The organism is Bradyrhizobium sp. BRP22 (assembly GCF_020194175.1).
Lineage (GTDB): Bacteria > Pseudomonadota > Alphaproteobacteria > Rhizobiales > Xanthobacteraceae > Bradyrhizobium.
Genome location: NZ_JADYVX010000005.1, coordinates 242,204 through 265,027, shown reverse-complemented (window position 1 = coordinate 265,027; position 22,824 = coordinate 242,204). Strand labels below are relative to the sequence as shown.

Here is a 22,824-nt window from a genome sequence, read left to right as displayed (position 1 = left end):
TATGCCTGTCACGCGCCCAAAATGTCCTTCTGCATCCTGCCGCCGTAGAAATGGAAGAACGGCACCGGCGCGTCGTGGTGGAGCGGACCGGTGGCGAGCCGGCGGTCGAGCTCGGCGAGCACGTTCTTGGTCATCGCATGCGCATCCGCCAGCGGCTCGGAGCCGATCTCGACCCAGACCAGTTCGACCAATTCCGCGTCGGCATGCACCACGCCTTCGACGCGGTGGGCGATGGCGGAGGCATCCGCCGTGAAGAAGCGCGTATCGAAGCGGCGAACGCGGCCGGGCGGCGTAATGGCGCGCGCGATCAGGAACAGCCCGGAAGGGTCGGGCAAGAGGCCCGCGTCGGCGAACGGCGTCCACGGACCATCGAGTCGGGCTGGCTTCTCGGTCTTGCGGCCGAGGCACAGGCCTGTCTCCTCGCAGGCCTCGCGGATCGCCGCATTGGCGAGCGCACGCGCACGGCCGGGCGTGATCTTCGGGCTGCCCTTGAGCAGGTTCGCCTCGAGCTCCGGGCTGATTGGAGCCGCGACCGGCACGCGGTTGTCGGCCTTGTCGACGCGGCCGCCGGGGAAGACATATTTGCCCGGCATGAACACGACCTTGTCGTGGCGCTTGCCGACCAGCACCTTCGGCTTCGCGCCGGAGCGATCGATCAGGATCAGCGTCGCGGCATCCTTGGGCCGGAAGTAGGGATGATGATCCGCTTCCCTTTCTTCCTTGATTTCCTGTTTGATCGCGGTCGCTGCGTCAGTCATTCCATCCCCGTTTGTTGTTCTTGAGGTCGATTTCGTCAGACCGGCGGAACATCGTCGGGCGCGTTCTCGTCGAAGCCGTGCATCCGCATCGCCCACTGGAAACCGACGACCGCGCCCTTGATCGGCTGCAGTAGCAATAGCGACAATATCAGCGTCATCGGCAGATAGAACGAAAGCTGCAGCCACACCGGCGGCGAATAGTCTTTCTCGATCCATAGAGCCAACGGCACCATGATGTGGCCGACGACGACGATGACGAGATAGGCCGGCAGGTCGTCGGCGCGATGATGCGAAAAATCCAGATCGCAGACCGGGCAGTGACCGTCGACCTTGAGGAAGGCGCGAAACAGTTTGCCTTCGCCGCAGCGCGGACAGCGGCAACGGACGCCGCGCTTCAACGCAGTCCACAGATCGCGCTTCTCCACTGGTACAGCGTCACGCGTCCACATGGTGGTCGCGGGCTTCACCGTTTCCATGACTTGCCTCGCTTCGATTTGCCGGACTTCTGCTTGCCCGGCTTGCGATCCTTTTTCTGTGGCGCTCGTCCCGCCTTGGTGCTGCGCGCTTCCTTCCTGCGTTCGCGGCGGCCTTCGCTTTTTCTGCCGCGCGGAATAGCTTGTCCGCCCGACAGCAATTCGAAGCGCAAGGCACCTGCAATCGGAGCTGCTTCTACCAGACGCACGTCGACCACGTCACCCAATCGATGCATGGCACCGCTGCGGGAGCCGATCAGGGCATGCCGCGTCTCGTCATAGTCATAGTATTCGGCGCCGAGCGTCCGGATCGGGATGAATCCATCGGCGCCGGTGTCATCGAGCTTGACGAACAGTCCGGAACGGGTGACGCCGGAAATGCGGCCCTGAAAGGTCGCGCCGACGCGATCGGCAAGATAATGGGCGATCAGCCGGTCGGCGGTCTCGCGCTCGGCCTTCATCGCGCGCCGCTCCGTCATCGAAATCTCGGCGGCGATCTCGGCAAGCGTCTCCGGCGTCTCGCTGTCGGGCAGCGCACCGTCGCCGAGCCCGAGCGCGCGGATCAGCGCACGATGCACGATCAGGTCAGCATAGCGACGGATCGGCGAGGTGAAATGCGCGTAGCGTCGGAGGTTCAGGCCGAAATGGCCGTAATTCTCCGAGGAATATTCGGCCTGCGCCTGCGAGCGCAGCACCACCTCGTTGACCAGCGTCTCGTAATCCTCGCCCTCGACCTGGGCCAGCACGCTGTTGAACACGGAGGGCCGCAGCGCACCGGCCTTCGTGAACGGAAGATCGAGCGTCTTCAGGAATTCCTGGAGGTTGTGAACCTTCTCCTGCGTCGGCTCGTCATGCACGCGATAGATCAGCGGCAGGCCCTTCTTCTCGAGCGTCTCGGCCGCGGCGACATTGGCGAGGATCATGAACTCCTCGATCAGTCTGTGCGCGTCGAGACGTTCGGGGACGATGACGCGGTCGACTGTGCCGTCCGCCTTCAGGAGGATCTTGCGCTCGGGCAGATCGAGGTCGAGCGGATCGCGCTCATCGCGTGCCAGCTTCACGATCCGATACGCTTCCCAGAGCGGCTTCAGGACCGGATCGAGCAGGGGGCCGGTGGTGTCGTCCGGCCTGCCGTCGATCGCCGCCTGTGCCTGCGCGTAGTGGAGCTTGGCCGCCGAGCGCATCAGCACGCGGTGGAAGGTGTGCGAGCGCTTACGGCCGTCGGCGCCGATCACCAGCCGCACCGCGAGCGCGCCACGCGGCTCACCCGGCACCAGCGAGCAGAGATTGTTGGAGATGCGCTCGGGCAGCATCGGGACCGCGCGGTCCGGGAAATAGACCGAGTTGCCGCGGATCAGCGCATCATGGTCGAGCGCCGAGCCCGGGCGCACATAATAGGCGACGTCGGCGATGGCGACGTGGATGACGTAGCCGCCCTTGTTGTGCGGATCGGGGTCGGCTTCCGCGTGCACGGCGTCGTCGTGATCCTTGGCGTCCGGCGGATCGATGGTGACGAGCGGCACATCGCGCCAGTCCTCGCGCCCCTGCAGCGTCGCGGGCCTGGCATCCTCGGCCTCGCGGAGGGCGGCGCGCGAAAATTCCTGCGGGATCTCGTGGGTATGAATCGCGATCAGGCTGATCGCCTTTTCGCTGGCGATCGAGCCGAGCCGCTCCTTCACCTTGCCCGAAGCGAGACCGAAGCCTCGGCTGCGGACGAGATCGACGCTGACGAGATCGCCATCCTTCGCGCCCGCGGCGTCGGCCTTGGCGACGTTGAGTTCGCGGCCCGCCTGCTTCTTGTCGACCGGCACCAGCCGGCCGCCGCCGTCGGGGAGGGCGCGGAACAGGCCGAGCACGCGGGTCCTGGCGTGGTCGATGACCTTGATGATGCGGCCGCGATAGGGCGTACCGTCGGCATCGTCAACCATCTCGATGCGGAGCAACGCGCGGTCGCCGACGCCAGCCGTGGTGCCGCGCTTCTGATGGCGCGGCGTGATGATACGGATCTTTGGCGCGGTGCCGTTTTCTTCCGTATCCCACTCGGTGGGCGTTGCGATCAGCTCGCCGTCGGCATCGCGGCCGGTGACGTCGGCCATGACGGTGGGCGGCAGCGCGGCCGGCTCGTGCATCTTGCGGCCGCGCTTGGCGATCGTGCCGTCGTCGGCGAGCTCGCGCAGAATGCGCTTCAGCTCGGCGCGATCGGCGTTCTTCAACCCGAACTCGCGCGCGATCTCCCGCGTGCCGACTTTTCCGGGATGGGCGCGGATAAAGGCGACAATGGCGTCCCTGGCCGGAAAGCCATGGTCATGTCTGTGTTTCACTTACCCTCGGGCCTTGCCAGCGCTTTTCTTCGCGGGCGCTTTCGCTGTTGCGGCGGGTTTTGCCGCGGATGTCTTCGCAGCCTTCACCGGCGCGCGCGCCTTGCTGGCGGCGTCCGATTTGGGCTTGCTCGGCGCCTTCTTCACCGCCGCTTTCTTGGCAGGCTTGGACGCAGCTTCGCCGTCAGCCTTGGCCGGCTTCTCCGCCTTGGCTTTCCTGGCCTTCGCCTTGCCGCCGCCCTTGGCCGCGCGTTCGTCGATCAGCGCGATCGCATCCGCAAGCGTCACCTCGTCGGGCGTCTTGTCGCTCGGGATCGTCGCGTTGACGCCACCGGCGGTGACGTAAGCGCCATAGCGGCCGTTCTTCAGCGCGATCGCGCCAAGCGTCGGATGGTCACCCAGCGGCTTGCCTGGATCGGCGCCGAAGCGGCGGCCGCTCGGACCCTTCGCGACCTTCTCCGCGATCAGCGTCACCGCGCGGTTGAGGCCGATGTCGAAGACTTCGTCGCCGGCTTCCAGCGAAGCGTAGGTTTTCTCGTGCTTCACGAACGGGCCGAAGCGGCCGATGCCGGCGACGATCGGTTGCCCCGTCTCAGGATGCTTTCCGACCTCGCGCGGCAGCGCCAGCAGTTTCAGCGCGAGTTCGAGATCGACGTCGGCCGGCGTGGTGCCCTTCGGAATTCCCGCGCGTTTCGGCTTCTCGCCTTCGGCATAATCCTTCTGCTCGCCGAGCTGGATGTAGGGGCCGAACCGGCCCGCCTTCACGGTGACGTCGAAGCCAGTGTCCGGATCCTGACCGAGAATGCGGTCGGCGGCGGCCTCGGAGTCGGCGGCGAGCGGACGGGTGTAGCGGCATTCCGGATAGTTCGAGCAGCCGATGAAGGCGCCGAACTTGCCGGCCTTGAGGTTCAGCCGGCCGGTGCCGCAGGTCGGACACTGCCTGGGATCGCCGCCATCCGCGCGCGGCGGATAGATGTGCGGGCCCAGCATCTCGTCGAGCACGTCGAGCACTTCGGCGACGCGCAGGTCCTTGATGTCGTTGACCGCGCCGATGAAGTCGCGCCAGAAATCCTTCAGCACCTGCTGCCAGGAGATCTCGTTGTTCGAGATGCGGTCGAGCTGCTCCTCGAGATCGGCGGTGAAGTCGTATTCGACATAGCGGCGGAAGAAGTTTTCCAGGAACGCGATCACGACGCGCCCCTTGTCCTCGCCATGCAGGCGCCGTTTCTCGAGCTTCACATAGCCGCGATCCTTCAACACCTGCAGGATCGAGGCATAGGTCGAGGGCCGGCCGATGCCGAGCTCTTCCATGCGCTTGACGAGCGAGGCTTCCGAGAATCGCGGCGGCGGCTCGGTGAAATGCTGGGTCACGGAAAGGTCCTGCCGCTTCAGCGGCTCGCCCACGCTCATCGCGGGCAGGCGGCGGGAGTCTTCGTCCTCCTCGTCGTCGCGGCCTTCCTGGTAGAGCGCGAGGAAGCCGTCGAACTTGATGACCTGGCCGGTGGCGCGCAATTCCAGCACGCGCGATCCGGCTTTCGCTTCGATGTCGACAGTGGTGCGCTCCAGTTCCGCCGATTCCATCTGGCTCGCGATGGTGCGGGTCCAGATCAATTCGTAGAGCCGCGCCTGATCGGAATCCAGCCGCCGCTTCAGGTCGGCAGGACGGCGCGACAGGTCGGTCGGACGGATCGCTTCGTGTGCTTCCTGGGCGTTCTTGGCCTTGGTCTGATACTGGCGCGGGGCATCGGGCACATAGGCGTTGCCGAAGTCCTCGCCGATCACCTTGCGCGCCTGGGTGATCGCGGACGGATCGATCTGCACGCCGTCGGTACGCATATAGGTAATGAGGCCGGTGGTCTCGCCGCCGATGTCGATGCCCTCATAGAGTCGCTGCGCGATCCGCATGGTGTGGGCCGGCGCGAAGCCGAGCTTGCGGCTGGCTTCCTGCTGCAGCGTCGAGGTGGTGAAGGGCGCCTGCGGATTGCGGCGCGCAGGCTTTGCTTCGACGGTCGCGACCTTGAACAGCGCGGCTTCGATCGCCTTGCGGAAATCCTCGGCTTCCGCGCCCGAGCCGATGTCGAGCCGCGCGATCTTCTTGCCGTCGGCGCCAACCAGCCGCGCCTCGAAGGCTTCGCCGCGCGGGGTTAGAAGCGTTGCGACCAGCGACCAATATTCCCGCGGCACGAATTTTTCGATCTCGAGCTCGCGGTCGCAGACCAGCCGCAGCGCCACCGACTGCACCCGGCCGGCGGAGCGCGCGCCCGGCAGCTTGCGCCACAACACGGGGGAGAGGGTGAAGCCGACGAGATAGTCGAGCGCGCGGCGCGCCATATAGGCGTCGACCAGCGCGCCATCGATCTGGCGCGGCGTCTTCATCGCCTCGGAGACCGCCTGCTTGGTGATGGCGTTGAACACCACCCGTTCGATCTTCTGATCCTTCAGCGCGCGCTTCTCCTTCAACACCTCCAGCACGTGCCAGGAGATTGCCTCGCCCTCGCGATCAGGGTCGGTCGCAAGAATCAGGCGGTCGGCACCCTTGAGCGCCTTGGCGATGTCGTTGAGTCGGCCGGCAGCCTTGGGATCGACCTCCCAGATCATTTGGAAATTTGCGTCCGGATCCACCGATCCGTTCTTGGCGGGGAGGTCGCGGACATGGCCGAACGAAGCCAGGACCTCGTAGGAGGAGCCCAGATATTTGTTGATCGTCTTGGCTTTGGCCGGCGACTCCACGATGACGATATTCATGTCATTCCAATAGCTTACGGGAGGAACTGAAGGAGGGTTCCGCGAGACTCGCGGCCCGCTCTGTCGGGGCGAACATGGGTGTTGAGGGGGCCCCTGTCAAATCGAAGGATAATGAGAGGGCTGGGCGGGCCTACGACTTAATATCTAGGAAGTTGCAAAATGCGCCCTAGAGTTGCGTCCGGAAAGGGCCTATTCTTGCTCAAAATGGTGTTTTTGGAAGAAATTTTTGGCTAGGGCGGGAGGCCGCCGGAAGCGTTCTGCTTCCGGTCGGGACAAGCGATCGCAACTGGATGAGACCGGCGAGGAGGGCGGCCCGGATGAGGCCGTGGCCTTCATTGCGGAGACTGTTGCCGAGTTGGTGAAGCTCGCCGAGCGCCACCGGCTGGAGGTGCTGAGCCATCTGTTAGGCATGGCGAAGCTCGAGGCCGAGGAGCGGCTGCGGCTGCGCAGCAAGCGCAAGCTGTCGTGAGAGAACGTCACGCTGTTCTATAGGATGGGTAGAGCGAAGCGAAACCCATCGCGATGGAGCAGGCCGCGCGATGATGGATTTCGCTGCGCTCTACCCATCCTGCAATTGTCGCAACGCCCACACGGTGTCGTCGCCGCGAAGGCCGGGACGGCGGGGGGAGAGATACTGATTCAAATGTCAAACAGCTTCTCCGCGGTCATCGTCCGGCTTGACCGGACGATCCAGTATTCCAGAGGCGCCTGAGATTGAATTGAGAGGGCGCGGCGTACTGGATGCCCCGCCTGCGCGGGGCATGACGGTGGAGTGTGGTGTGAGGATGTGAGTTCGCGTTCTCGCGGCGCATGGCGCCCGAGCTTTGCATCTCGTTTCACCCTCGCATTGAAGTGAGGGCGCAGGGAAAGCCGGGTGCCGGTTGCACCCGTGGGCCCCGTGCAACAAAAAGCACGGGGGTAGGGCCACAGGTCAACCGGAGCAACACCGGCTTTCCCTGCGCGATGGTTTACGGCTTACTTCGCGCTCTTCCCGGTGACCGGGCTTTCTTGCCACCGTCATTTCTCGCGCAACCTTGCGCAAAAAACTTAGCGCCAGCGTCGGGGCGCCAGAACCACACGACTTCGCCGTCCGTGAGTGTCACGCTCGTCAGTCGTGACACACTCGTCCACCGCATCTCACCGCAACGTTCGTGACGATCGCGAGCCGCCCCTCATTCGGGTGAGACGCGCGGAGTCATAATGCTGATTTGCCCGACGGCGAAAGCGGAATGTTTTTTGCGGCAAGGCTGGACGGGGCAAATCACATTGGAATCGCTGGCTAAATTCGTCCGATCGCGTCGCCGCGGTCTCGCCCTCATCCCGAGGAGCCGCGTAAGCGGCGTCTCGAGGGATGGGCCACGGGCCTCATGGTTCGAGACGGCGCAAGAGCGCCTCCTCACCATGAGGGTCTGAGACCGCGGCGACGGCTTCCGGTGCGCTGTACGACCCTACGCCACAGCGCGCTTGGCTCGTTTCGGCGCGCCGCGTTTCAAGGTGATGTCGGCGAACGAGAGTCGCCGGCCGTCTTGGGAGCAGAGCGCGAGTTTTTTCACCGGCTTGCCTTTCTCGCGGTCGACCATGGTGGTGCCGATCCCTTCCGGGTGGTCGTCGAATTCCTCGCTCCATTGTCTCAGCGCCACCAGGATCGGGAAGACACCGAAGCCTTTCGGGGTCAGCACATATTCCTGATAGGCGCTGCCGTCGGAGGCGGGGACCAATTCCAGGATGCCTCGGTCCACCAGCGCGCGCAGCCGCACCGTGAGGATGTTCTTTGCGAGCCCCAGGCTCTTCTGGAATTCGCCGAACCGGCGGCGGCCCATCAGCGCATCGCGGATGATCAACAGCGACCACCAGTCGCCCAGCACATCCAGCGAACGCGCGATCGGGCATTCAGCACCCTCAAGGCTTGTCCGCTTCACCATCGAGATCTCCGTCGGCACATCACAGGCTTGTGTAGTTGCATTATAAAACCAGGTTATCTAACTATGCAATCGAGTTTAATCATGCAACCACTGGAGGCGATCGTGAGACTGGCGAACAAGACGGCATTGATCACAGGGGGTAACAGCGGCATCGGTCTTGCGACCGCGCGTCTGTTCATTCAGGAGGGCGCCAAGGTTGCCATCACCGGGCGAAACCAGGCGACGCTGGAAGCGGCCGCGCAGGAACTGGGGCCGAATGCGCTCGCGATCGTCGCCGACGCCACCGATGTCGCGGCGACGGAAGCTGCAGTCGCGCAGGCCGCAAAGAAGTTCGGCAAGCTCGACATCCTCTTCGCCAATGCCGGGATTCCCGGCCAGACGCCGCTCGGCGGCACCACGCTCGCGGCCTTCGAGCAGGTGATCCGCACGAATTTGACCGCCGTGTTCTTTACGGTGCAGGCGGCTGTGCCGCATCTCAATGACGGCGCTTCGGTCATCCTCAACGGCTCGGTGATCTCGGTGCTGGGAAATCCAGGCTATTCGGCTTATGCCGCAAGCAAGGGCGGCGTGCGCGCGATGGCGCGCGTGATGGCTTCCGAACTGGCGCCGCGAGGCATTCGGGTGAACGTGGTCGCGCCTGGTGCTACCCGTACGCCGATCTGGGGCGCCGCGACCGCGACGCCGGAAGCAGAGAAGGCATTCGAGGCGCGCATCGCTTTATCCACGCCGTTGCGCGGGCTCGGCGAACCCGACCACATCTCGAAGACGGTGCTGTTCCTGGCCTCCGACGATTCCGCGCATATCCACGGGCAGGAGCTGTTCGTCGACGGTGGCGCCACGGCCTTGCCCGCGGGCGCTCCGATCTATCGGGGACAGGGCCCGCGGCAATAAGCCCTGATCCGGTCAGAGCGTTCTCGATCGACGTGGACAGCGGGTCGCGTGAGGAAAACGCGTCAAAAGAACAGTCTCAGGCTTCGGTTCTGACTCAATCAGGACTGAAGCTCGGGCGCGGCGGCAGTACGTGCCGCCTGCGCTGGCCCGGTCATGTGTGGCGTCCTGTCTCACCGGGACATGAGGTGTTGAACCTTCGTCGTAGCTGCCAATACAGTCTTATAGGCAGGGACCTTTCTTTGCTTGTTGGAACTGGAGAGCAGCAATGCCGACAGTCATCCGCGCCCGGCCCTCTGTCCCACTTTCCCGCGCTCCGCAGAAAGCTAACGACGGGCAGCTTGTCTCAATCGCCCTGTTCTGCGGGATCGGCCTGTTGATTTCGCTGGTCGCGGTGATGTTCGGCGAGCAGGGCTCCTGGCATTAACTGCAGCGTCACGGCCGGTGGAGGCCGGCCATGACGCAGCTCGATTGTGGTTACGCCGCGCTGAGATTGCCGGCGGCCTGCAGCGCGCCTGCAACGGCCTTTTCCCGATGCTCCGGCCCGACCTGGATTCCGTCGGCGGAGATGAATTCGGGATTGGCAATTCCGATGAAGCCGAACACCCAGCGCAAATAGGTCTCCAGATGCTCGCCGACGGCGGCCGGCGTGCCCGGACCGTAGAAGCCGCCGCGCGAGATCGCGACGATGACGCGCTTGTTGCCGGCGATGCCCTCGACACCGGAGGCACTGTATTTGAACGTCTTGCCGGCAACCAGGATGCGATCGATCCAGGCCTTGAGCTGGCTCGGGATGGTGAAATTGTACATGGGCGCGCCGAGCACGACGATGTCGGCGGCCAGGAACTCATCGAGCATCTGCTGGCCGGCGGCGATATCAGCCTGCACCGAGGCTTCCGGCGTCGCACCCTGGCTGGCGGCAAGATGGGAGCCAGAGAGATGGGCGAGGGGCGCCGTCGTGAGGTCGCGATAGCTGACCTCGAGGCCGGGATGTGTCTTGCGCAACCGGTCGACGATGGCGGCGGAGACCTGCCGGCTGACGGAGTGGGGGCCGAGCACGCTGGAATCGAGATGCAGGAGTTTCATGGTTGGTGTCACCCTTTGGTATAGGTTTGTAACTGGCGCTATATGAGTGACTGTGGCAAAAGCCCGCAAGAACGCACATTTTTCTCACCGGAGCACATCAGTGAAACCCGACCACATTCATGTGCCTGTCCTCGAACCAGTCCCGCATACCGGCAGCGACTGCCGCGGCGTGGCCTCGGTGCTGGCGCGGGTCGGCGACAAATGGAGCGTGCTGGTGATCATGCTGCTTGGCGACGGGCCGCGGCGCTTCAACGAGCTCAAGCGCATGATCGGCGGCATCTCGCAGCGGATGCTGACGCTGACGCTGCGCGGGCTGGAGCGCGACGGGCTGGTCACACGCACGGTATTTCCGACCATTCCGCCGCGGGTCGACTACGAGCTGACCGATCTTGGCCGCGGACTTTCGCGACCGGTGCAGGCGCTCGGCCAATGGGCGTTCGAGCACCTGCCCGAGATCGAGCGCGCCCGAGGCGAGTTCGATGCGCGCAACGAGCGCGGTTGAGGATGGATTCGTAGCCCGGGTGGAGCGGAGCGTAACCCGGGACCGCTCTCAGAATTGACACACAAGCACGGGTTGCGCTGCGCTCCACCCGGGCTGCGAGAGCTCACGTGAGCGACTACGGGAGATCGCCTAGACCAGCGACACCAGTCCGCCGCCGTGACGTTCGAGGCGGCCGGCGAGTTCGAGCTCGAGCAGCACCGTGCGAACGATGGTGGGCGACAAGCCGGACATCCGGATCAGGTCGTCGAGGCTGACCGGGCTCGGGCCGAGCAGGGTGACGATGCGTTCGCGTTCGCTCGGGTCGGTGTCGAAATCGAGCGGCTCGTCATCGCTTTCGCGTGCAGCAAGCGCGAGCGGCCGCTCCATGATCGGCTGGACTGCGTTGATGATATCGCTCGCATTCGTCACGAGCGCCGCGCCCTGCTTGATCAGATCGTTGGTGCCGGCGGCGCGCGGATCGAGCGGTGAGCCGGGGACGGCGAACACTTCGCGGCCTTGTTCGGCCGCCATGCGCGCGGTGATCAGCGATCCCGAACGGTGCGCGGCTTCGACGATGACGACGCCGAGCGCCGCACCCGAGATCAGGCGATTGCGGCGCGGGAAGTCGCGAGCGCGCGGGACATGGCCGAGCGGCATTTCGGAGATCGCGGCGCCCTGTTCGAGCAGGGCCGCGAGCAGGTCCTCATGTTCGGGTGGATAGATCCTGTCATGGCCGCCGGCGAGCACTGCGACCGTGCCGGTCTGGACGGTGGCGCGGTGCGCAGCCTGATCGATGCCGCGGGCCAGGCCGGAGATCACGACGAAGCCGGCGTCACCGAGATCGTGGGCGAGGCTGCTAGCGAATTTCAACCCGGCACCTGACGCGTTGCGCGAGCCGACGATCGCGATCATTGGCCGCGTCAGCACCTCGAGCGCGCCGCGCACGACGAGCAGCGGCGGCGCGTCATCGATCGTGGCAAGCCGCGCCGGATACCAGGCTTCGCCCGGCGCGACCAGGCTGATGCCATGCTTCCTGCAGGCCGCAAGCTCGGCCTTTGCCTCCTCGACCGTGCAGATGCGTCCGGCACCGCCGCCGCCACGCCGCGCCATGTCGGGCAGATGTTCGAGCGCGGTGCGCGCGTCGCCGAAATGATTGAGCAGCGCGCGAAACGTGCGCGGGCCGACGTTCTCCGAGCGGATCAGCCGCAGGCGGTCGAGGCGTTCGGAATCGGTGAGTTGGATCGGGGAGGTACGGTCGTGCATGGCCGGCGCAGCTTCGCCCAACCGAAGATTGCGATCAACTTATTTGCCGTCTCCGTCTCATGACTTGCCCGACCGGGAGACGGTCCCTAAAAGCAATCCGGCCAAGGAAGGGAGAAATTCCCCATGATCTCGCTCGCCGAACTCACTCGCCGCATCGAGCAAGGCGAGATCTCGCCCGACGCAGCAATCGCCCAATCGCTGGCCGCGATCGATGCGGCGGAGAAGACGATCGGCGCCTTCGTGTCGCGGTCGGAATCCCCGCGCGCGCAAGCGTCGGGGCCGCTGCGTGGTATTGCGGTCGGGATCAAGGACATCATCGACACCGTGGATTTGCCGACCGAGATGGGAGCGTCGATCTATCGGGGACACCGTCCGCGCGCCGATGCGCCGGTCGTGATGATGCTGAAGCAGGCCGGCGCCACCACTGTCGGCAAGACCACGACGACGGCGTTCGCCGCCAACGATCCGACGGCGACGCTCAATCCGCGCAATCATGACCATACGCCGGGCGGATCGTCGGCGGGATCGGCAGCCGCAGTCGCAGCCGGGATGATTCCGCTGGCGCTGGGGACGCAGACCGCAGGCTCGGTGATCCGGCCGGCGTCGTTTTGCGGCGTGGCCGCGATCAAGCCGTCCTACCGGCTGCTGCCGACGGTCGGCGTCAAATGCTTTTCCTGGACGCTCGACACCGTCGGCCTGTTCGCGTCTCAAGTGAGTGACCTCGCGGTGGCGCTGGCGGCGATGACGGGACGGCCGGCGCTGCGACTGCCGGAGGCGATCGCAGCGCCGCGGATCGGCGTCGTCACGCAGGATTTTGCCGGCGCGCCCGATGCGTCCGGCGCGGAGGCGCTGCGGATCGCGGCGCAGGCGGCCGAGCGCGGCGGTGCTGCTGTTCGCGAATTGTCATTGCCCGAGATCATCGCTGAGGCTTGGCGCATTCAACCGGTGGTGCAGGACTTTGAAGCGCACCGCTCGTTCGCCTGGGAATATCGCGAGAACTATGACGCGATGCCGCCATTGCTGCGCGGCCGTCTCGACGACAGCAAGGATGTTACTGCGGCTCAATACGACGAGGCGATCGACATTGCCGGTCGCGCGCGGCTGGCGCTCGCCGAAGCATTTGGGGATGTCGACGTGCTCCTGACACTGTCGGCGCCGGGTGCCGCGCCGAAGGGCCTCTCGTCGACCGGCGATGCCCGCTACAACCGGCTGTGGACGCTGATGGGCGTGCCTTGCGTCAACGTGCCTGCGTACGTCGCCGAGGGCAATCTGCCTGTCGGCGTGCAGGTAATCGCGCCGTTCGGCGCCGACGCCAGGGCGCTGGCGGCGGCGCGCTTCGTCGAAATGGCGCTGGCGAAGCTATAGCAGCGCGGGCTCCGCGACCCGCGATTTGCGCGGCGTTTCGATCTGCGTCGAGCCGGCGTCCTGCGCCAGGAAACGTTCGGCGGCCTTGCGCCCGCTCCGATGCAAGAGGCGGATGAAGCCGGGTCCGAGATCGGTGGCGCTGCGCTGGGCGAGCCCGTCGATCTCGTCTTCCGCCGCAATCCGGAACAGCCGCAGCGCGGGAGCTGCGGCAGGCCGCGCCCATTCCAGGGCTGCGATCTCGGCGTTGAGCACCGAATTGGCCGTGATCTGGTCGAGGCGGCGATCGATCGCGGCAGGCGTGATCGGGACATAGCTGTCGCGCGCCGGCGTGACTTGGACGACGAGCACGTTCGTCGTCTCGGATTCCTGCACCAATCGGACCAGCGGCGGATTGGCGCCAAAGCCGCCGTCCCAATAAGATTCGCCGTCGATTTCGACCGCGCAATGGATCAGCGGCGGACAGGTCGAGGCGAGCAGCACGTCGGCGGTGATCTCGGCATTGCCAAAGACCTGCTGCCGGCCGTCGCGAACGCGCGTCGCCGCCACCAGAAGTCTTGGGCAGGCCGGGCTCTGCAGCGCGGTGAAATCGATGTCTCTTGCAAGCGCCTGCCGCAGCGGATCGAGATCGAACGGATCGAACTGGCCGGACCGCAGCGTCGGCCCGAACGCGACCGAGCGTCCAGCCGGCGAGAATCCTCCGACCAGCATCAGCGAGCGGAACGAAGCCTCGTGCATGATCCGCATCCAGAACCGGTTGAGCGCGGCGCGCGCACCTTCGCGACCACCTTCGACCAGGCCGCAAGCGAGCAGTGCGGCGTTGACCGCGCCGGCGCTGGCGCCGCTGATGGTGTCGAACGCGCAATTCGGTTCTTCCAGGAGCCGCTCGAGTGCGCCCCAGGTGAAGGCGGCAAAAGTGCCGCCGCCCTGCAGTGCCAGCGATAATTTTCGCGGGGGCCAGACGAGAGGTTCACCTGCATCCGCCTTTTTCGGCTTGTTGACCGGCAAGCGCGCTGGCACGTCGGCCCGCGCCGATTGCATATTAAGGATTGGCTCCGGGGGTGGCCGGGCAGCAGGCCGCTCGGTTTCAGCGTTGGATTTCGCTGCCGAACTGACGGCACTCGGCGTGTCGTCGGAGAATGACCAGATATCGGAGGCAGCGAGCAGGGCGCTCGCGCTTGACGTGCTCACCGGACACGACGCGCTCATTCCGTCGATTCCATCCTGTTCGATCTCGTCTTTCTGACGCAACCGTATGACGCCGTTTGACTCGCAGGATGCCAGCCAACATCGTTGTTTGCCAGTACCGCACGAGAATTTCGAACGGATGTGACCGGTCCTCAACAGATTGATGGCGAATTCTAGGCTTTTTGGCCGATTCGTCCCTCGGTGCCTGCCTGCAACCGCTTGATGTTTTCGCGGTGGGTATAAAACATCATGAGCGTCAGCACCGCGGCGAGCGCGGCAAGTGCGGCGTGGCCGAACCACCACAGGAAGATCGGGGTGACGAAGGCTGCGACCAGCGCCGACAGCGACGAATAGCGTGTGGTGAAGGCGGTGGCGAGCCAGATCGCGCCAAAGACGGCCGCGGCCGGCCAGAACAGGCCGATCAGCACGCCGATATAGGTGGCGACGCCTTTGCCGCCTTTGAACTTGAGCCAGACCGGATAGAGGTGGCCGAGGACGGCGCCGAACCCGGCCACCATCGCCGCATTCGGGCCGCCGAGATAGCCCGACAGCACGACGGCAGCCGTGCCCTTCAGCATGTCGAAGATCAGCGTCGCGGCGGCAAGCCCCTTGCGCCCGGTGCGCAGCACATTGGTGGCGCCGATATTGCCGGAGCCGATCGAGCGCAAATCCTGCGTGCCGGCGATCTTGGTCAGGACCAGCCCGAACGGAACCGAGCCGAACAGATAGCCGATCAGAAGAGCGACGATCAGGAAGGCATCAGAGGACATGGCCGGCGCTCCCGGCGCGGTTTGTTTCTGGCATGTCTCTTTTCGTTGACGCGTTTTCTTGACGCGAACCGGTATCCACTTCGCTTGAAAACGCGTTAGACATGCTCATACACCGTCCTCCCGCTGACAATGGTGCGCACGACGCGGCCGGAGAAGCGGGCCTCGTCGAAGGGCGTGTTCTTGCACAGCGATTTGAGGTCGGCGGGATCGAGCACCCAGGGCGTATCAGGATCGATCACGATCACGTCGGCCGGCGAGCCCGCGCGCAGCGAACCGCCGGGCAGCCCCAGCAATTCGGCAGGACGGGTCGACATCGCCCGGATCAGAGTCTTGAAGTCCATCTCGCCATTATGGATCAGCCGCAGTCCCGCCGGTAGCATGGTCTGCAGCCCGACCGCGCCGAACGCGGCCTCGGCGAACGGCAGGCGCTTGACCTCGACGTCCTGCGGATTGTGATCGGACATGATGACGTCGATGAGACCGGAAGCCAGCGCCGCGACCAGGGCCTGGCGGTCATCCTCGGTGCGCAGCGGCGGCGATAGTTTCAGGAACGTCCGGTAGGGACCGATATCGTTCTCGTTCAGCGTGACGTGGTTGATCGAGACCGAGGCGGAGACATCGGCGCCCGCGTCGCGGGTGCGTTTGAGGATTTCAAGCGACTCCGCGGTGGTGAGGGAGGCGGCGTGATAGCGTCCGCCGGTCAGTGCCGCGAGCCGCATGTCGCGCTCGAGCATGATCGACTCGGCGGCGTTCGGGATGCCGGCAAGCCCCAGCCTGGTCGCGAACTCGCCCTCGTTCATCACGCCTTCGCCGACCAGATCGGGATCCTCGGTGTGATGCACGATCAGCGCGTCGAAGTCGCGCGCGTAGGTCAGCGCGCGGCGCATCACCTGCGCGTTGGTGACGCTCTTGTCGCCATCGGTGAAGGCGACCGCGCCGGCGGCCTTCAAGAGCCCGATCTCGGTCATCTCCTCGCCGCGCAGGCCCTTGGTCAGCGCCGCCATCGGATGGATGTTGACGATCGCGGTGTCGCGGGCGCGGCGCATCACGAAATCGACGGTCGCCGAATTGTCGATCACCGGCGAGGTGTTCGGCTGGCAAATGATCGTAGTGATGCCGCCGGCCGCCGCCGCAAGACTGGCCGAGGCGAAGGTCTCGCGATGGTTCGCCCCGGGCTCGCCGACAAAGGCGCGCATGTCGATCAGGCCGGGAGCGACGATCTTGCCGGCGCAATTGACGATGTCGGTGCCTTCGGGGACGCCGGCGGCGCCGATGCCGCGCTTGCTGTCGCGGATCATGCCGTCGGCGATCAGGACATCGGCGGGCCCGTCGAGATCGCGCGAGGGATCGACGACGCGGGCATTGGCAAGCAGGATTGGGCGACGATCGGTCAGCATGATGTCACGCGTTCGGCAGGTTGCGGGCGAGTGCTTCCAGCACCGCCATGCGCACTGCCACTCCCATTTCGACCTGTTCGCGGATCACCGATTGCGCGCCGTCGGCCACCGCCGAGTCGATCTCGACGCCGCGGTTCATCGGCCCCGGATGCATCACCAGCGCGTCGGGCTTGGCATAGGACAACTTCTTCTGGTCGAGGCCGAAATACTGGAAATACTCGCCCGACGACGGGACGAAGGAGCCGTTCATGCGCTCGCGCTGCAGGCGCAGCATCATCACGATATCGGCACCATCGAGCCCCTCGCGCATGTCGCGGGCGACCTCGACCCCCATCCGCTCGATGCCGCGCGGCAAGAGCGTGGAGGGCGCGACCACGCGGACGCGGGCGCCCATGGTGTTGAGCAGCAGGATGTTGGAGCGCGCGACGCGCGAATGCATGACGTCGCCGCAGATCGCGATCACGAGCCCCTCGATCCGGCCTTTGTTGCGGCGGATCGTCAGCGCATCGAGCAGGGCCTGGGTCGGATGCTCATGCGCGCCATCGCCGGCATTGATCACGGAACCGTCAACCTTGCGCGCCAGCAGTTCCACCGCGCCGGAGGCGTGGTGGCGCACCACCAGAATATCCGGGTGCATCGCGTTCAGCGTCACCGCGGTGTCCATCAGCGTCTCGCCCTTGCGCATCGAGGACGAGGACACCGACATGTTCATGACGTCGGCACCCAGTCTTTTGCCCGCGATCTCGAAGGAGGATTGCGTCCGGGTCGAGGCCTCGAAGAACAGGTTGACCTGGGTGCGGCCGCGCAGGGATGCGCGTTTCTTGTCCACCTGGCGGTTGAGCTCGACATATTCCTCGGACAGGTCGAGCAGGCCGGTGATGTCGGCAGCGGAAAGCCCCTCGATGCCCAGCAGATGCCGGTGACCGAGGACAAAGGTCGATTTCAATGATGGGGTCATTAAAGCCAGAGCTATAGGCGCGGATGGTCGGCGGGGCAAGCGGGAATAGGGGGCTGGTGAGTTTTCCCCCGATCAGTCACGGCCTCGTCATGCCCGGGCTTGTCCCGGGCATCCACGTCTTACTTAAGATTTGCTGCAGAGGACGTGGATGCCCGGGACAAGCCCGGCCATGACGCAAGTGGGTAGGTCGTCGTGAAAGCGATACTCATTGGAATTGTGGCAGCCATGTCGATTTCGGTAGCCCGCGCGCAAACCCTGCCCGGCGGTTTCGTGTTCCTGCGCGACGTCGATCCGACCATCATCCAGGACATCCGCTATGCCGGTTCGAACAACTTTGTCGGCCGGCCGCTCAGGGGCTACGGCGCGGGCGAATGCGTGGTGAAGCGCGAGGTCGGGCTCAAGTTGAAGGCCGTGCAGCAGGAACTGGCGGGACAAAAGCTGTCGCTGAAGATGTTCGATTGTTACCGCCCGGCGCGGGCGGTCGCCGAGATGGTCGCGTGGTCCAGGGATGGCAGGGAAACGGTGGCCGGCAAGCGCTACAATCCGGCCTTTCGCAAGGGCGATCTGTTCCGGCTTGGCTATATCGCTGCGCGATCCGGTCATTCGAGCGGGGCCGCGCTCGACCTGACGCTGGTCGATCTTGCCGCCGACAATGCCGGCAGGTTCGACCCCGCCAGAGACTATGCCGACTGCACGGCGCCGGTGGAAATGCGGGCGCCGGAAGGCAGCATCGACATGGGGACGGGCTATGATTGCGCCGACGTCAAGGCGCATACCGCCGCACCCTCGGTCAATCCGACGCAGCGAAGGTGGCGGAAGAGGCTGGTCGCGGCGATGGCGCGACAGGGCTTTGTCAACTATTCAAAGGAGTGGTGGCATTTTTCGCTGCCCGGGGCGGGCGGGCAGGCCTATGATTTTCCGATTCCGCCGCGCCTTTAGCTCTTTGTTTGAGTATGATCTCCGCGCAAACGCTTCGCGTTTGTCGCGAGGGAAAATTCGGTGTCCAGCTTTCCGGATCATGCTCTGTTCCGGCTGTCAGGAAACGTCATGACCCAAATCATCTTCTCGACCCACGAGGTCTTCAACCAGTCGCCGCCGTTCGAGGATGTCGATCTGTTCACGCTCGACAAGCCGTTGGTCGAGGCGGTGGCCGCCAATGGCGGCGCCTCGGCGCAAGGTGAACTCGCGCAATTCGGCAGGCACTGGGGCTCCTCTGTCATGGCGGAGCGGGGCCGCACCGCCAATGAGAACACGCCGAAACTGCGCGTTTTCGATTCCCGCGGCAACCGTCGCGACGTGGTCGAGTTTCATCCGGCCTATCACGAACTGATGGCGCACAGCGCGCATGCCGGCGTGCACAACTCGACCTGGACCTCCAGCGGCAATCCTGCGGGTGGTGCGGCGGAGGTCGTACGCGCGGCGAAATTCTATATCGCCGCGCAGGTCGAGACCGGGCATCTCTGCCCGATCACCATGACGCGCGCCTCCGTTGCTGCGCTGGCGTCGCAGCCGGATCTGTTAGCGAGAACGATGCCGGTCATCGCCACGCGCTCCTATGATCCGACCTTCATGCCCTGGTGGGAGAAGCGCGGCATGACGCTCGGCATGGGGATGACCGAGAAGCAGGGCGGCACCGATGTGCGCGCCAACATGACGCGCGCCGAGCGCGACGGCGATGCCTATCGCATCACCGGGCACAAATGGTTCATGTCGGCGCCGATGTGCGACGCGTTCCTGGTGCTGGCCCAGGCCGAGGAAGGCCTGAGCTGCTTCTTCCTGCCGCGCTTTGCGCCGGATGGATCCGTCAACGCGATCCGCTTCCAGCGCCTGAAGGACAAGCTCGGCAATCGCTCCAATGCATCGTCGGAGGTGGAATTCCACGGCGCCTATGCCGAGCGCATCGGCGAGGAGGGCAAGGGCATCCGCACCATCATCCAGATGGTGCAACTGACGCGGCAGGATTGCGCGATCGCCTCCGCCGGGCTGATGCGCTCGGGGCTCGCGCATGCGCTGCATCATGCGCGTCATCGCAGCGTGTTCCAGAAGCATCTCGCCGATCAGCCGCTGATGCAGGCCGTGCTGTCGGACATGGCGCTGCATGTCGAGGCGACGGTTGCGCTGGTGGTGCGGCTCTGCCGCGCCTTCGACCGCACGCCTGTTGATGCCAAGGAAGCGGCCTATATGCGGCTGCTGACGCCCGCGGTCAAATACTGGACCTGCAAGAGCGCGCCCGGGTTCCTCTACGAGGCGATGGAGTGCCTGGGCGGCAATGGCTATGTCGAGGAGGGCATTCTGGCGCGGCATTACCGGGAGTCGCCGGTCAATGCGATCTGGGAAGGTTCGGGCAATGTGATGTGCCTCGACGTGCTGCGTGCACTGTCGCGCGAGGCGGATGCCGCAGCGGCCGTCCTGCAGGACTTGGCCGAGGAGACGCAGGGGCTGTCAGGCGCGAGCGAGGCGGTTGCCTTTATCGGCAAGGCGTTCCGCCGCCCGGACAGCGAGCGCGTGGCGCGGCTGGCCGTGGAGAAACTGGCGCTGCTCGCGGCGAGCGCCGCGCTCAATGGTGTGACGCCGCGTCATGCCGAGCTGTTCGCGGCCACGCGGCTCGCGACCACGCATGCCGGCATGTACGGCGCGGTGGAGCTTGCCGAGAGCGACGTGCGCGCGCTGCTGGAGCGGGCGCTGCCGCATTGAATTGTCCGGCCGTCATGGTGGATATGACGATGGGGGAGCAGGAGCGTGCTCGATTGAAAGTCACGTGATGGAGGCGCCTGCTTCCGAAAATCCTCCACTGCCGACCGCTCCACCACTGCCGCCGCCACGGGTGTGGAAGTTCTGGGGTACGACGCTGTGGGGCTTGTTCGTCTTCGGCGGCATGTTCCTCGGGCAGCTCGCCGTCGTCATCTATTTCATGCTGAAGCAGGACGCGCCCAATATTGCGTCCGTCATCCAGACCATCGGCGGGGGATTGACGATTGCGCTCTCGGTTATCACGGGATTGCCGGGCGTGCTGCTGGCGCTTTGGATCGCGATCCGTCCGACCCGGAGTTCCTTTGCCGACTATCTTGCGCTGCGTTGGACCTCCTGGAAGAACTTCGCCATCGGCGTGGCCGCGTTGGCGCTATTGGTCGGCGTCTGGGATCTGGTTTCGCGGGCGCTCGGCCGCGACGTCTCGCCGGGCTTCATGGGCGAGGTGCTGAAATCGGCGCAGGCCGAGGGCGCGCTTTGGCTGCTCGTCATCGCGTTCTGCGTTGCGGCTCCGATATCGGAAGAACTCTTCGCCCGCGGCTTCCTCTATCGCGGCTGGTCGGAGTCGGCCCTGCGGCCAGCAGGCGCGATCCTGCTGTCGTCGCTCGTCTGGACGTTGCTGCATCTGCAATATGACTGGTTCTTCCTGAGCCAGGTGTTTTCGATCGGCCTTCTCTTCGGCTACCTGCGCTACCGTTTTGAAACGACCTGGCTCACGATCATGCTGCATGGGGCGAACAATCTTGCGGCGACGCTGCAGACGCTGTGGCTGGCGGGGCAGTCGTAGCTGCTTGCTCAGCCGTCATTGCGAGGAGCGAAGCGACGAAGCAATCCATACCTCCGCAAGTGGCGACATGGATTGCTTCGCTTCGCTCGCAATGACGGTGGTGTGCTAGGCGACCAGCGAAATGACAATCGGCATCGTGATCGCCGCCAGTATCGTCTGCAGCGTGATGATCTGGGCGAGCAGCGGGGCATCGCCGCCCATCTGGCGGGCGAGCACGTAGGCAGAGGAGGAGGTGGGCACCGCTGAGGCAACGGCGACGATGACGAGGCTCGCGCCTGACAGGCCGAACGCGAGTCCGAGCGCCACGGCAAGCACGGGCATCACGATCAGCTTCAGGAGCACCGTGACGCTGGCGGCGAGGCTCGGACGGAACATGCCTTCGAGGTGCAGGCCGGCGCCGGTGACGAGCAGGCCGATCGCGAGCGACGAACGTCCGAGCGCGTCGGCGACGTCATGCCAGAGCTTGGGCAGCGGGAAGTGGGTCACGTTCAGGAGGATCCCGACGACGCAGGCCCAGATCAGCGGATTTTTCACCACGGTCATGACGATGGCGCGGGCCGATTGCTTTTCGGGCGCGGCGTAGTGGGCGAGCACGGAGACGCTGAAGACATTGACCAGCGGGATGATCGCAACCATCGCGACGGAAGCGAGCGCTAGCCCGATGTCGCCGTAGAGACTGCCTGACACCGCAAGCGCGACATAGGTCTGCCAGCGGGTGGCGCCCTGAAAGACCGAGGTGAAGGCGGGACCGTCAACGCCGCCGCGCGCAAGCAGCGGGCGGAGTGCAAGGCACAATAGCGACATCGCAAGCGCCGAAATGAACAGCGCGCCGCCGACGCCGCCGATCGGCACCTTTGTCAGGTCGGCCCTCACCAGCGTCTGGATCAAGAGCACCGGGAACAGCACGTAGTAGGTCAGCCGTTCCAGTCCCTGCCATTGCGCCTCCGGCTTGAGCAACGTCCGCTTCAGGATGAAGCCGAGCACGATCAGGAGGAATGTCGGCAACAATGCCGCGATGACGACAGCCATGCTTCAGCGCTCGCCCCGCAGCCTGGCCAGCCGATCCAGCGCGCCCTGCAGGATGAAGATCGCGGCGTGCTCGTCGATCACCTCGGCGCGCTTGGCGCGGCTGACATCCATGCCGATCAGTTCGCGTTCGACGGCTGATGTCGAGAGCCGCTCGTCCCAGAGCCCGATCGCCAGCGTTGTCAGATTGGAGAGGTTACGGGCGAAGGCGCGGGTCGATTGCGCCCGCGGCCCCTCGCTGCCGTCCATGTTGATGGGAAGCCCAAGCACGAAGCCGGCAGCGTTGCGCTCGCTGGCGATCGCGAGCAGCCGCGCGGCGTCGGCCTTGAACGTCTTGCGCTGGATGGTCTCGACGCCGGTCGCCAGCCGGCGATCGGGATCGGAGACGGCGACGCCGATGGTCTTGGTTCCGAGGTCGAGCCCGATCAACGCGCCGCGCACGGGCCAATGCGCGACGGCTTCGATCAGGGGGAGGACAGGGGCGGGCATGCCGATGCGCTTAACACGTGGTGCAGTGCGTAGGCAAAGCCGGTGCTTCACCTCTCCCCAGCGGGGTGAATCAGTAGCCCGGGTGAAGCGAAGCGTAACCCGGGAGCGCTTGCCAACGTGACGCAAACGCCCCCGGGGTTGCGCTGCACTCCACCCGGGCTACGA

General features: G+C 65.2%; 21 protein-coding genes. 8 read left to right on the top strand and 13 right to left on the bottom strand.

The window, feature by feature from the left end:
* Positions 1-8 precede the first annotated feature (8 nt).
* Genes I6F35_RS09735 through topA form a run of 4 tightly spaced genes read right to left on the bottom strand, consistent with a single transcriptional unit; the run spans position 9 to position 6,294 of the window.
* Entirely contained in the window at positions 9-758 is a 750-nt protein-coding gene (locus I6F35_RS09735; protein WP_225117425.1) for an NUDIX domain-containing protein, read from the bottom strand.
* 35 nt (positions 759-793) lie between these two features.
* The gene (locus I6F35_RS09730) at positions 794-1,234 is read right to left on the bottom strand and encodes a DUF983 domain-containing protein (RefSeq protein ID WP_225117424.1); all 441 of its coding nucleotides are present in this window, start codon (positions 1,232-1,234) and stop codon (positions 794-796) included.
* Positions 1,222-3,552 carry a ribonuclease R gene (gene rnr / locus I6F35_RS09725; RefSeq protein ID WP_225117423.1) on the bottom strand — a complete coding sequence of 777 codons (2,331 nt, stop codon included), beginning with the start codon at positions 3,550-3,552 and terminating at the stop codon, positions 1,222-1,224. The genes I6F35_RS09730 and rnr overlap by 13 nt, the downstream gene beginning before the upstream one ends.
* The gene (topA, locus tag I6F35_RS09720) at positions 3,553-6,294 is read right to left on the bottom strand and encodes a type I DNA topoisomerase (RefSeq protein ID WP_225117422.1); all 2,742 of its coding nucleotides are present in this window, start codon (positions 6,292-6,294) and stop codon (positions 3,553-3,555) included.
* A gap of 325 nt (positions 6,295-6,619) precedes the next feature.
* On the opposite strand from topA, the gene I6F35_RS09715 reads away from it, so the two are divergent.
* On the top strand, positions 6,620-6,763 hold the full coding sequence (locus I6F35_RS09715) for a hypothetical protein (RefSeq protein WP_225117421.1): 144 nt from the start codon (positions 6,620-6,622) through the stop codon (positions 6,761-6,763).
* Between the two features lie 979 nt (positions 6,764-7,742).
* Here I6F35_RS09715 and I6F35_RS09710 read toward each other — a convergent pair.
* The gene (locus I6F35_RS09710; RefSeq protein WP_225117420.1) at positions 7,743-8,216 is read right to left on the bottom strand and encodes a helix-turn-helix domain-containing protein; all 474 of its coding nucleotides are present in this window, start codon (positions 8,214-8,216) and stop codon (positions 7,743-7,745) included.
* A gap of 102 nt (positions 8,217-8,318) precedes the next feature.
* Between I6F35_RS09710 and I6F35_RS09705 the strand changes: the two genes are divergently transcribed.
* On the top strand, positions 8,319-9,107 hold the full coding sequence (locus I6F35_RS09705) for an SDR family oxidoreductase (RefSeq protein ID WP_225117520.1): 789 nt from the start codon (positions 8,319-8,321) through the stop codon (positions 9,105-9,107).
* Positions 9,108-9,372: 265 nt separating this feature from the next.
* Positions 9,373-9,531: a hypothetical protein gene (locus I6F35_RS09700; RefSeq protein ID WP_225117419.1), complete on the top strand. Its 159-nt coding sequence runs from the start codon at positions 9,373-9,375 to the stop codon at positions 9,529-9,531.
* A gap of 50 nt (positions 9,532-9,581) precedes the next feature.
* Here I6F35_RS09700 and I6F35_RS09695 read toward each other — a convergent pair whose 3' ends face one another.
* Complete coding sequence (locus tag I6F35_RS09695; RefSeq protein ID WP_225117418.1) at positions 9,582-10,190, bottom strand: NAD(P)H-dependent oxidoreductase; 609 nt, start codon at positions 10,188-10,190, stop codon at positions 9,582-9,584.
* Between the two features lie 100 nt (positions 10,191-10,290).
* On the opposite strand from I6F35_RS09695, the gene I6F35_RS09690 reads away from it, so the two are divergent.
* The gene (locus tag I6F35_RS09690) at positions 10,291-10,692 is read left to right on the top strand and encodes a helix-turn-helix domain-containing protein (RefSeq protein WP_225117417.1); all 402 of its coding nucleotides are present in this window, start codon (positions 10,291-10,293) and stop codon (positions 10,690-10,692) included.
* 129 nt (positions 10,693-10,821) lie between these two features.
* Here the strand turns inward: I6F35_RS09690 and dprA are convergent, their stop codons facing one another.
* Complete coding sequence (gene dprA / locus I6F35_RS09685; RefSeq protein ID WP_225117416.1) at positions 10,822-11,934, bottom strand: DNA-processing protein DprA; 1,113 nt, start codon at positions 11,932-11,934, stop codon at positions 10,822-10,824.
* A 123-nt stretch (positions 11,935-12,057) separates the two neighbouring features.
* Here dprA and I6F35_RS09680 point away from each other — a divergent pair, with 123 nt between their 5' ends.
* Positions 12,058-13,299, top strand: coding sequence for an amidase (locus I6F35_RS09680; protein ID WP_225117415.1), 1,242 nt, complete (start codon positions 12,058-12,060; stop codon positions 13,297-13,299).
* Here the strand turns inward: I6F35_RS09680 and I6F35_RS09675 are convergent.
* The 4 genes from I6F35_RS09675 to I6F35_RS09660 all read right to left on the bottom strand — a co-directional run bounded on the left by I6F35_RS09675 (position 13,294) and on the right by I6F35_RS09660 (position 17,609).
* Positions 13,294-14,505: a patatin-like phospholipase family protein gene (locus I6F35_RS09675; protein WP_225117414.1), complete on the bottom strand. Its 1,212-nt coding sequence runs from the start codon at positions 14,503-14,505 to the stop codon at positions 13,294-13,296. The two genes, I6F35_RS09680 and I6F35_RS09675, sit on opposite strands and share 6 nt — an antisense overlap.
* A 152-nt stretch (positions 14,506-14,657) precedes the next feature.
* Positions 14,658-15,254 carry a glycerol-3-phosphate 1-O-acyltransferase PlsY gene (gene plsY / locus I6F35_RS09670; RefSeq protein WP_225117413.1) on the bottom strand — a complete coding sequence of 199 codons (597 nt, stop codon included), beginning with the start codon at positions 15,252-15,254 and terminating at the stop codon, positions 14,658-14,660.
* 95 nt (positions 15,255-15,349) lie between these two features.
* Positions 15,350-16,651 carry a dihydroorotase gene (locus I6F35_RS09665; RefSeq protein ID WP_225117412.1) on the bottom strand — a complete coding sequence of 434 codons (1,302 nt, stop codon included), beginning with the start codon at positions 16,649-16,651 and terminating at the stop codon, positions 15,350-15,352.
* Positions 16,652-16,655: 4 nt separating this feature from the next.
* Positions 16,656-17,609, bottom strand: coding sequence for an aspartate carbamoyltransferase catalytic subunit (locus I6F35_RS09660; RefSeq protein WP_130579598.1), 954 nt, complete (start codon positions 17,607-17,609; stop codon positions 16,656-16,658).
* A 225-nt stretch (positions 17,610-17,834) separates the two neighbouring features.
* On the opposite strand from I6F35_RS09660, the gene I6F35_RS09655 reads away from it, so the two are divergent.
* The 3 genes from I6F35_RS09655 to I6F35_RS09645 all read left to right on the top strand — a co-directional run bounded on the left by I6F35_RS09655 (position 17,835) and on the right by I6F35_RS09645 (position 21,144).
* The gene (locus I6F35_RS09655) at positions 17,835-18,548 is read left to right on the top strand and encodes a M15 family metallopeptidase (RefSeq protein WP_225117411.1); all 714 of its coding nucleotides are present in this window, start codon (positions 17,835-17,837) and stop codon (positions 18,546-18,548) included.
* A 108-nt stretch (positions 18,549-18,656) separates the two neighbouring features.
* Positions 18,657-20,303: an acyl-CoA dehydrogenase family protein gene (locus I6F35_RS09650; protein WP_225117410.1), complete on the top strand. Its 1,647-nt coding sequence runs from the start codon at positions 18,657-18,659 to the stop codon at positions 20,301-20,303.
* 67 nt (positions 20,304-20,370) lie between these two features.
* Entirely contained in the window at positions 20,371-21,144 is a 774-nt protein-coding gene (locus tag I6F35_RS09645) for a type II CAAX endopeptidase family protein (RefSeq protein WP_225117409.1), read from the top strand.
* 105 nt (positions 21,145-21,249) lie between these two features.
* Here the strand turns inward: I6F35_RS09645 and I6F35_RS09640 are convergent, their stop codons facing one another.
* Both I6F35_RS09640 and ruvX read right to left on the bottom strand, forming a co-directional pair.
* Positions 21,250-22,173 (bottom strand): AEC family transporter, encoded by a 924-nt coding sequence (locus tag I6F35_RS09640; RefSeq protein ID WP_225117408.1) that lies wholly within the window; start codon positions 22,171-22,173, stop codon positions 21,250-21,252.
* Between the two features lie 3 nt (positions 22,174-22,176).
* Entirely contained in the window at positions 22,177-22,659 is a 483-nt protein-coding gene (ruvX, locus tag I6F35_RS09635) for a Holliday junction resolvase RuvX (protein ID WP_225117407.1), read from the bottom strand.
* Positions 22,660-22,824 lie beyond the last annotated feature (165 nt).